Here is a 15,693-nt window from a genome sequence, read left to right on the forward strand (position 1 = left end):
CCCCGGTTTCCGTTCGGGCGTCGACAGCCTCCGCGCGCAGGTCTACCTGATGCAGGAGGAAGACCAGAAGCGGAAGCCCTACGACTCGATCCCCGAGGACCAGACCCTCGACATGATCATCGGCGACACCGTGGTGTGGAACGCCTTCGGGGATCCCGACACCGATCCCGGCGCCACCGACCGCCTGATCGCCTATCTCACCGGCACCGACGGCACCGGCAACACGGAACTCGACGAGTACGTCACCTTCAGCCCCCGTCGGATCGGCAACACGCTCACCGTGGAGGCGGTGGACTTCGTCCCCGAGACCACCACGCAGAACGAGGAGCTGCTGATCACGATCGAACCGGGATTCCCTCCCGGTGAGGGTCCCCCGAATCCGATCTTCCAGGTCTTCGCCGACCTCTCCCCGCTCGGCGGCGACCGCGCGGTGCGCATGAACGACGACGGCACCAATGGCGACGTCACCGCCGGGGACGGCGTGTTCACCACGACGTGGACGGTGCCGGCCACGCAGTTCGCCGGCCAGGTCGACATCGTGGTGCGCACGCTCGAGCTGACCACGGCCCAGGAGGTCTTCACCAGCGGTTCGGTCGAGGTGATCGGGGACCCCGAACTGGTCCCCCTGATCTCCCTCGAGGACGCCGCGGGTGACGATCACGGCCCGAACCAGCCGGACGAGGACTTCCTGTTCTACGAAGCGCCCACGAACGGTGTGTTCTTCGATGGAGTCTTCGACCTGCGCCAGCTCGACGTCTTCGACCTGGGCGACCAGCTGCTCTTCCAGGTCACGCTGGGCGACCTCACCGATCCGGCCGAGACCAGCGCCGCCGACTGGGGTGCCACCTACCCCAGCAACATCAACTGCCCCGAGGGCCAGCGCACCGACCTGAACCTGCAGAACGTGGTGATCCTGCTCGACACCAAGGACGGCGTGAACATCGGGTCGACCGAGATCCCCGAGAACCGCCACGCCGACATCGCACCGCAGGACGCATGGGAGTACGCCATGGTCTTCGATGGTTGGTGGAAGGGCATGGTACGCAGCAACGGCACCTCGAACGCCGGTGGCTGGAACATCCTGGCGGCCGACGAGCAGTTCTTCTTCTGCGCCAGCGCACGCACGAACACCATCACCGGCTTCGTGAGCAAGGACGTCTTCGAACCCGAGGAACTCGACGAGATCCTCACCTGGGACCTGATCGTCATGCTCAGCGGCCACGACGGCGACAGCAACGACGACAACTGGGGCGGCGTGCGCTGGGTGAACGACGACGTGAGCGAGTGGCAGTTCGGTGGCGGCCGCAACAGTGAGGACGGCCGCGAGCGCGATCCTAACATCATCGATCTGATGGCCCTGTCGGGTCTCACGCGCCCCGGTGCCGAGACACGCAAGCCGGAAGGTCGCCCCCAGGAACAGCAGATGAACTACCTCACGCCCGAGGCGCGGGCCCGCTTCGCACGCGAGGAGCGCGTGGCCTCGGTGCAGCTCGAAGCCACGGCCTTCCGTGACGAAGAACCGCCCCGGGTCGAGATCGTCGGCGCAGCCTTCGAGCGCGCCGTGGTGCCCAAGGCAGTGCTCCAGGACGGCCCGGTGGTCGTACGCGCGGACATCACGGACGATTCGGGAATCGAGAACGCCCGCATGTTCTGGTGGGCCCCCGGCGAATCACCAGCGCAGCGTCGTGAGGTGCCCATGGGCAAGCTCCGGGGTGACCTCGACCCGGCCAGTACCGAATTCGCCGGCGACATCCCCTGGCGCGACGTCGCCGAGGCCACCGACACGGGAGAACTCGACGATCCCGACGACCTGGCTTCCATGGTCCGCTACATCAACGTGACCATCGAGGCCACCGACATCGCCGGCAATTCGACGGTGCCGGCTGCCGACACCGAGGAAGAGCAGTTCGCCGCTCCCTTCGTGGTCGAACTGCCGGTGAACGCCGTCACCGAGATCCGCTACGAGGACCTGCTCGCCGGCAACGATCCCGTGATCACGATCGACCTGAACGAGGGTTCGCAGTGGCAGATCGAACGCTCGGTGCTCGAACAGGCACTGCCCGACTCGACGGCGCGATTGGACCTGGTGCTGAAGACGGTGCCGGTCGAGGAGGTCGACCGAGCGTTCCGGACCGCCGACAACGAGACCGTCCTCGGGCCCGACAATCGCTTCCTCGGGATCGCCCGCCATCTAGAACTCGAGGTGGTCCAGGGTGTTTCGCGGCGGCTGATCCGGGAACTTCCCGAGAACAGCCGGCTCAGCATCCACTTCCCGCGCTACCTGCAGGGCGACGAGCACCCCGGCGAATTGTCGCTCTTCCGGCGTGAGGAGATCGATCCCGAGACCGATCGCTGGATCCTGGTGAGCGGTCACGGCGAGACCGACGGCAGCACGGTCACCATCCTCACCAAGCGCCTGGGCGCCTTCGCCGGCTTCACCGCGCCGGTCGAGATCGACCCCGAGCGCTACGTGACCGGCCTGGTCGTGACCCCGAACCCCTTCACCCCCAACGGCGACGGCCTCTACGACGAGGTCGACATCAGCTACGTGCTGCCCGAGGCCACCAACTGGGCCGTGGTCGAGATCTTCGACATCCAGGGCGAGCGGGTGCGCGTGCTGCAGAAGTTCCGACCGGACGACGTGATCAACCGCACCCTGAGCCTGACCTGGGACGGCCGCGACGAGACCGGGCGGCTGGTCCCCATGGGCATCTACGTGGTCCGCGTCGAGGTCGAGAACAAGAACGAGGTCCGCGTCGAGCGGGCGACCCGAGCCGTGGCGGTCGTGCGATGACGAAGAAGATCCTGACGACGATGGCAGCAGCGGCGCTGCTCCTGCTGCTCGACGGACAACCCGCCCGCGCCCAGTTCTACGACTCCGAGGTCGGGGCGCGGGGCATGGCCCTGGGCGGCGCCTTCGTGGCCGTCGACGGCGATCCGACGAGCCTGTTCTGGAACGCCTCGGCGATCCTCTCCGATCGCCGGATCCAGGTGACGGGCATGCGCACGCGCCTGTTCGACGGCCTCGACGGTGTGCAGGAGGACTTCGTCGGCCTGACCGCCCAGGTCACCGACGACGTGGGCATCGGCTTCGGCTGGACCCGCGTGGCTCTCGAGGACGTGTACACCGAGGACGTCCTGAACGCGTCGGCCGCCTATCGGGTGAGCGAGCACCTGCAGGTCGGAGCCACCCTGCTGTTCTTCGGCGCCGACGCTCCCGGGCTGGAGGTCCTGGCCGATCCGGCCTACGGCGGCAGCCAGTGGGAACCGTCGGTGAGCGTGGGAGCACTCTATCGGTGGTCGGACGTGCTGCAGTTCGGCGCGAGTTTCGAGAACCTGCTGCGTCCCACCATGTCGCTGCTGGGCGACGAGGAGGACGTCGATCCGATCGGTGGGCGCCGCCGCGTCGGTTTCGCCTACAAGGTGCAGGGGGTGGTGTGGATCACCGGCGAGTTCCGCCACCACGACTTCCCGGACTACTACAACCGCGACTGGACGCTGCACGCGGGCGCCGAGTCCTGGTTCAACGACGTGCTGGCGCTTCGCGTGGGCATCGACGCCGGCGACCTGACCGCCGGCGCCGGACTGCAAGTCGACCGGATCCGTTTCGACGGCGGACTGGTCACGAACGAGCGTCTGGGCAACACCTTCCGCGCCGCCGTCACCCTCGGCTATTAGCCGGGCCAGGAGGAGCACCGTGATCCGACCACGCCAATGCAGCCCGCGCTCGCCCCGCCAGCTCTGGGGGCTCGGCCTCGTGCTGGGCCTCCTGACCGGGACGACCTCCCCGGCGGAGGCGGCGACCGAGCTGCAGGGCTACTACGAGTCGAACTTCACCGGTAACCGGGCCGACGAGACCTGGCAGGTGGACCGGCCGCGCCACTTCTTCGAGTTGCGACTGCTGTCCGCCCCGTGGGCCGGCACCGAAGCCTTCATCAAGACCTTTGCGGAATCGAACCGCTTCGCGAATCGTGACGACGTCAGCCGGCACGAGCCGCGTTTGTTCTTCGCCGAGGCGCACGTCAAGCTGCGCAGTGATCACACCGAACTACTGTTCACGTCGAAGCAGAACCGCTTCTGGTTCAGCCAGCCCCTCTTGCAGGTGATCGACGGAAACAAACTCGGTGGATCGCGCGCGATCCGCCTCGACTTCTGGGACGCCTACGGCTTCCAGGGTCTGGCCTACTACGGCGACCAGACGACCACCGATTTCGGCAACGACGCCGACGACTTCGTCGTCACCCGGATCACGCGTCCGTCGCTCGACCGGCGGGTGCGCTTCGGCGCCACCTTCGGCCGACTGGACTTCGGCAGCTCGACGTCGGAGTACGACATGACGGCTGCCGCCGACGTCGAGCTGGCGCTCGGCGAACTGATCCCCGGTGTCGATCGGCTCGGCCGGACGACACTGGTGGTCGAAGCCGGCCGCAATCTCTCCGGCGGGCTCGGCGACGGCGAGGACCTCAACGCGGTCGAGGGCGAGCTCCGCGACGTGCGCATCCAGAACCTCACGTTGAAGTTCAACGGCTGGTACCGTGAGCGCAACGCCTTCACCGGTCGGCTGAGTTCACGGGGCGGCTTCGACGACCGCAAGGGAACCTTCCTCGAGGCCTACTATCGGCTCCCGCGCAAGCAGCTCGACCTGCGCTACACCTACCTGTACGAGCGCGGGATCGAAGAGCGCTTCTTCGGCGGCACCGGCAACGACCTGTTCTCGCAGGACGCACACGCCCTCGAACTCTACGCCGAGCTCAAGGGCGGTTTCTCGGCCTGGGTCAAGTACCGCCACGACGAGAACAACGCACGGACCGAGTTCCAGGACCGGGACGACATCGTGTTCGAGCTGCAGGGGCAGAACAAGTTGATCTCGGTGCGCCCGCAGGTCCGCTTCCGCGACATCGGGCTCCCCTTCGGCGTGCAGGGCTACGGCATGGAGATCAACTTCAACGCCACCGACAACTGGAAGTTCTTCTCGCGTTTCCTGAACGCCGAGGAGAACACCGAATCGCGGCGCACGATCTTCGTGTCGGCGCAGTACCGCGGATTCCAGGACGCGGAATTCTTCGTCGAGTACGGAGACGGGGGTCGCAGCGACCGCCTCACCGAGAACGACGGCTTCATCAGCGAAGGGCCGTCCGCCGTCGACCAGGATTCCGAACGCCGGGTCCAGATCATCTTCAAGTACTGGTTCTAGTCGTGGAGGCCCTCTCGATGCGTACGCTTCCGATCCTGACCCTCGTCCTGCTCCTCGCCGGTGCGCCGGCCGTCGCCGGTCTGGCCACGACCGAGACGGGGATCGAGTTCAGCTACACCGATCCCACCGCTGCCTCGGTCTCGTTGGCGGGCGAATTCAACGGGTGGGACCCGAACGCCACCCCCATGACCCACGACGGAACCGGCACCTGGAAGGTCGTCGTCCCGCTCGATCCCGGTCGCTACGAGTACAAGTACGTGGTGAACGGCGGAACATGGATGGCCGACCCGGACAACCCGGTCACCGGCGGCGACTACGGTAATTCGATCGTCGAGGTCGGCCCGGACGGTTCGCTGGTCACCACCACCGCCGCCGCGCCGCCCGCCCAGCCCTCGGGCACGGCGACGCGGTCGAACACCCCGATGAACACGCGCGTGGTGATCGGCGGCTTCTTCCGCATGCTCATGGAGTCGACCGACGACCAGATGACCGACGAGCGCCTGCGGATCGATCGTCCGCAGGACCAGTTCAACCTCGACGTCACCGCGAACCTGAACGAGTCGATCTGGGGCTCGGCTCGCCTACAGGTCCGCACCGACACCGGCGACTTCAACCAGGTCGGTGCGGAGCTCTACCAGGCCCAGGCCAACTTCCAGGCCGAGGACTTCATCGCCAAGGCCTTCTACAACGAGGAGATCTACCGCACCGAGGATCCCTTCGGGCTCTTCGACGGCGGCGACCTGCGCGGCACCATGGAGATCGAGCACCGACCCTTCGGCCAGGGCCGCCAGGGCGTCACGCTCGGCCTGTCGCCCTTCGGCACCCAGCTCTCGCTGATGTACGCCGACACCTACGACGAGGACATCTTCGGCCCCGAAGACCGGAACCGGGACACGGCGACCGACGTGCTCGGTGGACGATGGACCGCCGACGTCGGCGGCGGCCGGGTGGGTCTGAGCTACCGCGGCACCTTCAGCGACTGGTGGGTCAACATGGACGCCACCGGCAACACCACGCCCGACAACGTGCAGGACTTCCTCGACAATCGCGTCGAGGCCCCGGCCGAGGGCGACGACTGGTTCGAGCTGGGCAATGAGGAACACTTCGGTGCCGTCGACGTGGCCTGGCCGCTCCCCTACGACCTCACGGCTACCGGCGGCTTCGGCTACGGCTGGTACCAGGCCAACTGGGACGTCTTCAACAAGGGTGACATCCAGGGCAGCGGACAGACCAACGGCGAGGTCGACCTGGGCATCGGCAACGAGGCCCACTACCGGGGCCTGCTCGGCCTGCAGTACGACCAGCCCGACTACACCGTGGGCGTGCGGCAGGAGCTGTACTACGGCCTGGGCATGGACGCGAACGAGCGATCGGCCGTCTACCGCACCCAGCCGTCGAGCATGATCGAGGACGTCGACCGCTTCGCCCTGAACGGAGTCACCCAGCCCTTCGTCAACCCGAACAACAACGACGACCTGAACGTCCTGCTGCTCGGCCCGACGCCGGAGCGCACCACCTGGCGCACGCACGTGCACGGGTCCTACCGGTGGCAGGACTTCACCTTCTCGCTGGACTTCACACGGACCCACGACGACCTGCAGTACGCCGATTTCTTCCCCGATCCCTCCGACCCGGAGACGATCCTGGAGTTCGACCTCGAACGCTACGAGTTCCGGACCCAGCCCACGGTCAGCTACCGGCCCTTCGAGCACGACCGCCACCACGTGACCCTGCAGGCCGAGGTGATGGAGTACTCGAACCCCGACGAGCTGCAGTTCGCCGGCCGGCAGTCGCTGGAGCGGCAGGCGGGCGTGCAGACCGGCGTGGGCCACCTGATGAAGATCGAATCGACCGAGATCGTCCTCAACGGTCGTCTGCCACTGGAACCGACCCTGGAGTACCCCCTCGACCTGCGCTTCGACCTACGCTTCGTGGACTACCGTGGAGACGGTGAGGAGGTCACGCTGACCTCGACCGACGGAATCGCGCTGGCCACCGCCACCGACACCGACGACTTCTTCAACCCCTTCGCGTCGCTGGTGTTCATCCCGACCGACAACGTCGAGATCGAGCTCGGATACGGAGTCGACCCGCGCTTCTACGACGTGGTGAGCCCACAGGGCTGGGACAACGGCCGCTACCGCTTCCGCGAGAACTACTTGCGGACCGCCGGGGTCGATCCTTTCCATCCATTGGCGCACATCGCGGCCGAGCACGTGCTGGAGGATCGCACCCAGTTCGTCGTGAACGCGCTGCTGCGCTTCTGATGCACCGCCCCTCCGAGGAGATCGCCATGACGATTCCCCGCTTCCTGCCCACCCTGGCGATCCGCACCGCCCTGGTGGCCCTGCTCGCGGTGCTCGGCTCCGGCTGCGCGGTCCTGAACTTCGTCGAGGACCGCCTGCCGCCGCCCGAACCCACCGAGAACGGGATCCGCTTCTACTACAAGGCCCCGGCCGCCCGGCAGGTGAACGTGGCCGGCGAATTCAACAACTGGCTCGGAACGGCCGACAGCCGGCTCGACCCGAACCTCGACGCCATGCGCGACCCCGACGACGACGGGATCTGGGAGATCACCCTGCCCCTGCCGCCGGGCCGCTACCAGTACAAGTACCTGGTCGACCAGGTCGACTGGCAGGAGGACCCGGGCAACCCCGAGGTCGTCGATGACGGCTTCGGAGGGAAGAACTCGATCCTCGTGGTGCCGTCGGACGTCGACTACGAGTACGACGAGGCCTACGTCTCGTATTCGCTCGGGACCAGCGCGCGCCTGAAGGTCGAACGCGAGCACACCTTCGACCTCGAGGGCTACGAGGACGCCGGCGCGGTCTACGTGACGGGTTCGTTCGCCGACTGGGACCCACAGGCCGTCCCCATGGTGAAGGGCGACGACGGCGTCTGGCGCGCGACCACGAAGCTCCCCGCCGGTAAACACCTGTACAAATTCGTGGTCGACGGCAACTGGATCACCGACCCCGGCGCCGAGAGGACCGTCGACGACGGCTACGGCGGAGAGAACGCGGTGATCGAGATCGAAGGCTGAGCGCCACCGCGGTGGCGCTGCCCGGGAGTGCGACTCCCCGGTCACGGAAGTGGCCGGGGAGTTCTTCTATCCGCCGCCCAGACCGGTTAGAATCCGGCGGTCATGAAGCTCAACGTCCGCACCGCCGCCCTTCTCGCTTGCGTCGCTCTCGCCCTGTCCGCCTGCGGACCCTCGCGCGACGACCCGAACCGGCTGACCATCTGGGAGCAGATGGATCCCGCCGAACAGGAGTTGCTCCGCGAGCACCTCGATCGCTTCGAGGAAGAGCATCCGGGCCTGCGCGTGGACGCCGTGCACTTCGAGACCGACAACCTGCGCTCGAACTTCCAGACCGCCGCGCTGGCCGGCACCGGCCCCGACCTGATCTACGGACCGGCCGACGGAGTGGGCCCGTACAGCATCATGGGCCTGATCTGGCCCCTCGACGCGCCCGAACTGGGCATCCCGGCCGATACCCTCGGCCTCTACCTCGAGAACGCGAAGCCGAAGGTCGACGGCCGTGTCTACCGTCTCGCCGATCAGGTCGGCAACCACCTCACACTGGTGCGCAATGCCGCGCTCGTGCCCGAGGCGCCGGTCGACACCGACGCCCTGATCCGCATCGCCCGCGAGAACACCGTCGACACCGACGGCGACGGGCGCGTGGACCGCTACGGGCTGGTTTTCAACCTGGCCGAGCCCTTCTGGCTGATTCCCTGGCTGGGTGCCTACGGCGGCTGGGTGATGGACGAGAACGCCAACCCGACCCTGGACACGCCGGCCATGCGCAAGGCCCTGACCTTCGTGCGCCGGCTCGTGGACGAGGGCGTGATCCCACCGAGCTGCGACTACCCGCTCAGCGACACGCTGTTCAAGCAGGGCAAGGCGGCCATGATCATCAACGGCCCGTGGTCGTGGCAGTCCTACCGGGACGCGGGCGTCGACGTCGAGCTGAGCGTGATTCCCCGGATCGCCGGCACCGACGACTACCCGACACCGTCGACGGCCAGCAAGGGCTACGCGCTGAACATCCACACGCCCGAACCGCGCCTCGACCTCGCGGTCGAACTGCTGCTGTACCTGACCAGCGCGCCGGTCGTGGGCAACCTGAGCGCCGAGATCGGCACTCTGCCCAGCCGGCTGGACGTGGGCGAGTGGCCGCGCATCGCCAACGATCCGCTGCTGAAGGCCAGCTGGGAGCAGCTGCGAAAGGGGCGGCCCATGCCCGTGGTGCCCGAGATGCGTGCCCTGTGGGACGTCATGCGCCCCGGCTTGCAGCGCGTCGTCAGCGGATCGGCGACTCCCGACGAGGCCGCACGCGAGATGCAGGAGGACGCCGTGCGGAAGATCGAGGAGATGAAGCTGTGAACCGACGGGCCGCGATCGCTCTGTTCCTGGTGCCGTCGGCCCTGGTCATGGGCCTGATCGTCGTCTGGCCCTTCATCTACAACCTGTGGCTGTCGACGACGAACCTCGGCCTGTACACGATCAAGCACGGCCCGGACTTCGTCGGCCTGGCCCAGTACATCCGCCTGTTCGGCGAGCCCGATCTCTACAACTACCTGCTGCGCACGCTGATCTGGACGGGCGTGAACGTGGTCTTCCACGTCGTGCTCGGTGTGGGCTTCGCGCTGTTGCTGAACAAGCCCTTCCAGGGCCGGGCGATCTACCGCGGGCTGCTGATCCTGCCATGGGCGCTGCCGCAGTACATCGCGGCCCTGAGCTGGCGCGGGATGTTCAACTACGAGTACGGGCAGATCAATCTGATGCTGTCGAAGATCGGGGTCGGGGCAGTCCCGTGGTTGAGCACCGAGGTCGGCGCCTTCAGTGCGGCCCTGATCACCAACATCTGGCTGGGCTTCCCCTTCATGATGGTCGTGGCCCTGGGTGGTCTGCAGAGCATCCCGAAGGAGATGTACGAGGCGGCAGACATCGACGGCGCCGGCAACTGGTGGCGCTTTCGCCACATCACCGTGCCACTGCTGCGTCCGGTGATGATGCCGGCGGTGGTGCTCGGAACGATCTGGACCTTCAACAACCTGAACGTGATCTGGCTGGTGACCAACCACGGCGAGCCGGCCGACAGCAGCCACATCCTCGTGACCTACGTCTACAAGGCCGCCTTCGTGTACTACCGCTACGGCTATGCGGCGGCCTTCGGCGTGCTGATCTTCCTGATCCTGCTGCTGTTGACGTGGGTCAACTACCGACAGAGCGACAAGCCGGCCTACACCTAGGGATTCCGGGAGGCGACCGTGAAGAAGTTCCGTTGGCACCTCGTGATGATCGTGATCGTGTTGATCTCGATCTATCCCGTGCTGCAGATCTTCTCGATCAGCCTGCGGCCCAGCGACCAGCTCTACTCGACCAGCCTGGCCTTGATCCCGGAGGGTGCGAGTCTCGAGAGCTTCCGCACCATCCTGTTCGAGAAGCCCTTCCTGCGGTGGCTGGCCAACAGCCTCCTGGTGGCGCTGTCGACGGCAATTCTCGGGGTCACGCTGGCCTCCACCGCCGCCTACGCCCTGAGTCGCTTCCGGGTCCCGGGGCACAAGGGGATCCTGTTCGGCGTGCTCACGACGCAGATGTTCCCGGCCACCATGCTCCTGCTGCCCATGTACCTGCTCATGCGCAATCTGGGCCTGGTGAACTCGTTGATCGGGGTGGTCCTGGCCTACACCGCCACCGCGCTGCCCTTCTGCATCTGGACCATGAAGGGCTACTACGACACCATCCCACGCTCGCTCGAAGAAGCCGCCCTGATCGACGGCATGACCGAGATCGGAGCCTTCTGGCGCGTGACCCTGCCCCTGTCGGCCCCGGCGCTGGTGATCACCTTCCTGTTCAGCTTCCTCGCCGGCTGGAGCGAGTTCATCGTGGCGCGAACACTGATCGTCAGCCAGGAGCTGAACACGCTGCCGCTCGGGCTGGAGAGCCTGGCGACCACCTTCCAGACCGAATGGGCCAACTATGCCGCCGGATCCCTCCTGGTCGCGCTCCCGGTGGTGGCCCTGTTCATCGGCCTGAGCAAGTTCCTGGTGGAAGGCCTGACGCACGGCGGAGTGAAGGGCTGATACCTTCGCCAATCTTTCGCCAGCTCGGTGACGTCGTTCCGTCGCCCGTGGAGCCGAATGGTTTCGCGCCGGGCCCCTGGGGATCGGGCCGGGTCTTGTGGTAGAATTACGACTCGTGTCGTCGCCCCCGCAGCTCGTTCTCGACACCATGCCGCGGCAACCGCCAGCCCTCGACAGGCCACGGATCCACGCGCCGCGCGTGCCGAAACACGGGCCCTCCGGGCTCGACGACGCCGATGCCCTTCTCTCGACGGAAACAAAACCCTCGTTCTCCGCAGAGGTCGAGCGCGCGTGGACCCCGACATGCCACGACCCGCTGCCGGGAGGAAGAATGAAGCTTGCGTACCAGACCCACCGCGTGACCGCGGCGAGCGTGCTGGCACTCTTCGTGGTGCTGCTCGCATCGCCCTCGATCGCTGCGGTCCCCCAGACCATCGTCGTCGACGGCGTGAACGACTTCGACGCCGCGAACCTGCTCGAGGACGACGGCGGCGACACCGAGGAGTCCAACTTCTGCGGCGACGACCCCGAGGTCGACACCCCGATGGACATCAAGGAGGTGTACGTCACCAACGACGCCAACAACCTCTACATCGGCTTCGTCTACGACCGCGAGTGCTTCTCGAGCCCGCAGGTCAACCTGGGCATGGCCTTCAGCTACGGCGATCCCGCCGACGGTGGCACCACCGACCCGTTCTCGCGGCGCATCGCCTGGAACACCATCGCCGACAAGCCCGACAACTACGTCTACGCCGTGCTCGACGGCTTCAACTACGAGGTCTTCTACCAGTGGAACGGCACCGGCTGGGACGTGGTCCAGGACGGCTCCGACGGCCTGGGCATGGCCAACGACGTGGGATTCGAGGAGATCTCGATCCCGCTGAGCTGGTTCAGCAACGGCCAGGCCGGCCTGAGCGGCGGCCAGAACCTCAAGATCGAGCTGTGGATGACCCAGGACGGCACCAGCAAGCCGCCCCTGGACGCGCTGGCCAGTGACGACGTCCAGACCTCCACACCGAGCGGCACGACCTTCGACGTGTCGACCGACGTCGAGATGACCGCCTACCTCGACTACACCGTGATCGACGTGGTCGACAACGAGGCTCCGCTGCTGACCGGTGTCTCGCTCGTCGACGGCGCGGCCGGTACCTACCGGCTGACCTACAACGAGCCGGTGGAGCAGGCCTCCGCCGAGGCCCTGATCAACTATTCGATCGGCGGCGTGAACCCCATCAGTGCCACCCGGACCTCGAACAGCGTCGTCGAAGTCGTCTTCGACTCCGGCGACGGCGCCACCGCGGGCAGCGCCACCAACCTGCAGCTCGACATCAACGGCGTGCAGGACCCCTCGGGGAACACCCTGAACGGATCCTTCGACGTCGCCGTCAAGGAGCTGGTGTTCGAGGGACTGTTCGGACCCTTCCTGCAGAACAACGCCACCGGCCCCGACGACTTCTTCACCGTCGAGGGCAGCCGGTCGCCCCTGGACTTCATCCTGGCCGAGGGCGACGACGAGATGGCGTTGTTCGACGCCGAGAACGACGTCTACCGCCTGCCCGTGTCCTTCGCGTTCTACGTCGGCCCGAGCGGCGGCACGCCGGTGACCTCGAGCATCGCGCTCGAGTGGAAGTTCGGCTTCAACGGGGTCCAGTTCGAGAGCCGCTCGAACCGCGAAGCCATCATCGCGGTCGGTGACGAGGGCTCGCGCGTGATCTCGCGCTTCTGGGACGACCTCGACCCGAGCCAGTTCACCACCACCGACATCGACGTGATCTTCAGCGTCGACATGAACGCCCTCGACATCCAGGCCGGTGACACCGTCGAGCTGGCCGGCAACGTCCTGCCGCTGAGCTTCGACTCGCCGTACACGCCGCTGCTGGACGACGGCGCGGGTCAGGACGCCACCGCGGGCGACGGGATCTACACGACCGTCGTCACCTTCCCGGCCGGCAGCCTGAAGAACGTCAACTACAAGTACGTGTTCAACGCGAACTTCGAGTGCTTCGGGCAGGGCGACCGCACGGTCTTCCTGAACGACGAGGAGTTCGACACCATCGGCGGGACCAACGGCCCGATCGTTCTCCCGGTGGCCACCTACGATCGTTGCACAGTCGTCGCCGGGGACACCGAGGTCGTCTTCGCGGTCGACATCACCGGTTCGGGCTACGACGTCGATCCGCCGTTGAATTTCGACGTGCTCGTGGCCGGCAACGTCGCTCCGTTGAGCTTCGACCTGAACGGCGTCGAGGCAGCACCGGTGGCCATGTTCGACGACGGCGTCGCTCCCGACGACACGGCGGGCGACCTGATCTACACCACGTCGGTGGTCTTCCCCGACAGCAGCAACCGCTTCCTCGAGTACAAGTACGTGGTCGGCGATGAGTTCGAGGGCCAGGGCCTGCCCAACCGCAACGTGGTCCTGAGTGACGAGTTCGACGCCTCGGGCAACCCCCAGGTGCTCGGTGTGGACGAGCTGAACTTCACGGTTCCCACGAACGTCGACACGCCCGTGCGTCCCGAGCGCATGGCCGTGAAGGCGGTGCCGAACCCCTTCAACCCGCAGACCAGCATCGTGTTCGAGATGCCGAGCCGGGCCGACGTCACGGTCGAGATCTTCGACAGCCGCGGCCGGCTGGTGCGCACCCTCTACCAGGGCGTACTGGGCGCCGGTCAGCAATCGCGGACCTGGGACGGCCGCGGGGACAGCGGCCAGCTCGTGGCCAGCGGGGTCTACTTCGCCCGCGTCGTGGGCGGCGGCTACGCGGCCAGCACGCGGCTCGTGCTCGTGAAGTAGCGAGCGATCCGACACTCGTGTCGTGCGAAGGGCGGGCCCCGGAGGGGGCCCGCTCTTCTGTGTGGTGGCACCTCGTCCTGGTCTTGCCCTTTCGGGATTCGACCCCGTATCGTGATGCACGCGGGCCCGACGTCCTTCGTCCCCCCTACGCGGGCAGGTACCCGTCTTGGCACACGCGCAACGCCGACCTGCGGCCCTGAAGCACGCTCTGGCCGTCGCGTTGTCGGTCTGGGTCGTCGGCTGCGACGACACGAGCCACGTGGTCGAACCCGACGGCACGGACGACCCGTCCGACTGCGCACCCACCCTGCACGCGCCGGACGCAATCGAGACCGGGGCACCGGCGCTCTTCGAGCTGATCCTGGGGGCGGACCACGGCGACGACGTCGACGTCACCTGGTCGATCACCGGACCCGCCGACATATCCCTGGACGCATCACCCGATACGGGCCGCACGCGGTGGGTCGAGGTCGAGTTCACCGTCGGCGGCAGCTACACCGTGCATGCGGCGGTCGACGCCGGCTCGACCTGCGGCCCGAAGTCGACCCGGACCTCGGTCGAGGTCACCGTGGCCGGCTGCGGGGTCGCGACCAGCTTCGAGTCGCGGGCCTACGTCGGGCGGCCCCGGTCGTTCCGCATCCTGCCGGAGGATCGGTGGGCCTTCGCGTCGAGCTCGACTCCGATGGACCCGGAGTTGCGGGTCCTGGAGACGCCGCCCGGCGGTGGAGTGATCGTCGACCAGCGCGACACGGGCATCTCGCGCACCTCGTGGACCGTTCGCTTCGACACGGCCGGGCGCTACGTGCTCGAGATCGTCCTCGAGGATGCCGTCTCCGACGACGACATCGCGTGTCGGACGTGGACCCGGAGTTTCGAGGTCGAGGTCGTGGGACCGCCGACGGAGAGCATTCCCCTCGGAGTGGTCCCCCTCGCGGCGGCCGCCACTGGTCCGCCGGCGGTCGTGTCCGGCATCGCCGCGGTCACGACCTTCGGCACGCACACGGCGGTGCTGGTCCCCACCGGACGCGGCACCGATTCGGTCGACGTGTTCGACGGCGAGCCCATCGAGGGACTCCGCCGCGTCGAGCCGTCGCCCCTCGCAGCGCCTCCCGTACGATCCGTCGTGCTCGGCCGTGCCACTCGCGACGTCCCGCTCCGGCTCTACGAGATCGGCCCCACGCGGGGCAGGACCTACGAGTGGGAGGCGGGGGCGTGGTCCGACGCACCGACGTCCCCTCCGTACCTGGACGGTGTGCGCGAACTCGTCACGCCCACCCCCGCGCCCTGGCCCTACGACACGGCACGTCGTGGCCCGCCCCCGCCCCTCTACCTGGACGGCGACCTCGCACTGATCGTGACCGCGAACGGACAGGTGCACGCCCTACGCTGGTACTCCTCCCAGGACTTCGGTGGACTCGAACAGAAGTTGCGCTTCGACGTCCTCTCGAGTCCCGATCCGACCGCACCCCTCGTCGGTGCCGCGATGCTCGACACCTACGACCTCGTCCTCGCGGTGACCGGTGGCGAGAACGGTCGCATTCTGCTGGCGCGCGGCGTCGATGCATCGATCACCGTGGAGGACCTGGGACCGGCCGGTGTCGACCCCCGCGCG

General features: G+C 67.2%; 10 protein-coding genes. All 10 read left to right on the plus strand.

Annotated features, from left to right (window positions below; genetic code table 11):
• The coding region (locus VKA86_07075) for a glucodextranase DOMON-like domain-containing protein (protein HKK70962.1) at positions 1-2,794 on the plus strand (2,794 nt) is incomplete at its 5' end.
• Positions 2,791-3,678 carry a hypothetical protein gene (locus tag VKA86_07080; GenBank protein HKK70963.1) on the plus strand — a complete coding sequence of 296 codons (888 nt, stop codon included), beginning with the start codon at positions 2,791-2,793 and terminating at the stop codon, positions 3,676-3,678. The genes VKA86_07075 and VKA86_07080, both read left to right, overlap by 4 nt.
• A gap of 19 nt (positions 3,679-3,697) precedes the next feature.
• A complete protein-coding gene (locus tag VKA86_07085; GenBank protein ID HKK70964.1) occupies positions 3,698-5,194 on the plus strand; it encodes a hypothetical protein in 1,497 nt (498 codons plus the stop codon).
• A gap of 17 nt (positions 5,195-5,211) precedes the next feature.
• On the plus strand, positions 5,212-7,461 hold the full coding sequence (locus tag VKA86_07090; protein ID HKK70965.1) for an isoamylase early set domain-containing protein: 2,250 nt from the start codon (positions 5,212-5,214) through the stop codon (positions 7,459-7,461).
• A gap of 26 nt (positions 7,462-7,487) precedes the next feature.
• Complete coding sequence (locus VKA86_07095) at positions 7,488-8,237, plus strand: glycogen-binding domain-containing protein (GenBank protein HKK70966.1); 750 nt, start codon at positions 7,488-7,490, stop codon at positions 8,235-8,237.
• 102 nt (positions 8,238-8,339) lie between these two features.
• Positions 8,340-9,584, plus strand: a complete 1,245-nt coding sequence (locus VKA86_07100; protein HKK70967.1) for an extracellular solute-binding protein — start codon at positions 8,340-8,342, stop codon at positions 9,582-9,584.
• Positions 9,581-10,453, plus strand: a complete 873-nt coding sequence (locus tag VKA86_07105) for a sugar ABC transporter permease (protein HKK70968.1) — start codon at positions 9,581-9,583, stop codon at positions 10,451-10,453. The genes VKA86_07100 and VKA86_07105 overlap by 4 nt, the downstream gene beginning before the upstream one ends.
• An 18-nt stretch (positions 10,454-10,471) precedes the next feature.
• Positions 10,472-11,287 carry a sugar ABC transporter permease gene (locus tag VKA86_07110; GenBank protein ID HKK70969.1) on the plus strand — a complete coding sequence of 272 codons (816 nt, stop codon included), beginning with the start codon at positions 10,472-10,474 and terminating at the stop codon, positions 11,285-11,287.
• A 331-nt stretch (positions 11,288-11,618) separates the two neighbouring features.
• Complete coding sequence (locus VKA86_07115) at positions 11,619-14,081, plus strand: choice-of-anchor X domain-containing protein (GenBank protein ID HKK70970.1); 2,463 nt, start codon at positions 11,619-11,621, stop codon at positions 14,079-14,081.
• 166 nt (positions 14,082-14,247) lie between these two features.
• The coding region (locus tag VKA86_07120; protein ID HKK70971.1) for a hypothetical protein at positions 14,248-15,693 on the plus strand (1,446 nt) is incomplete at its 3' end.

Source organism: Candidatus Krumholzibacteriia bacterium, assembly GCA_035268685.1.
In the GTDB taxonomy this organism is placed as follows: domain Bacteria; phylum Krumholzibacteriota; class Krumholzibacteriia; order JAJRXK01; family JAJRXK01; genus JAJRXK01.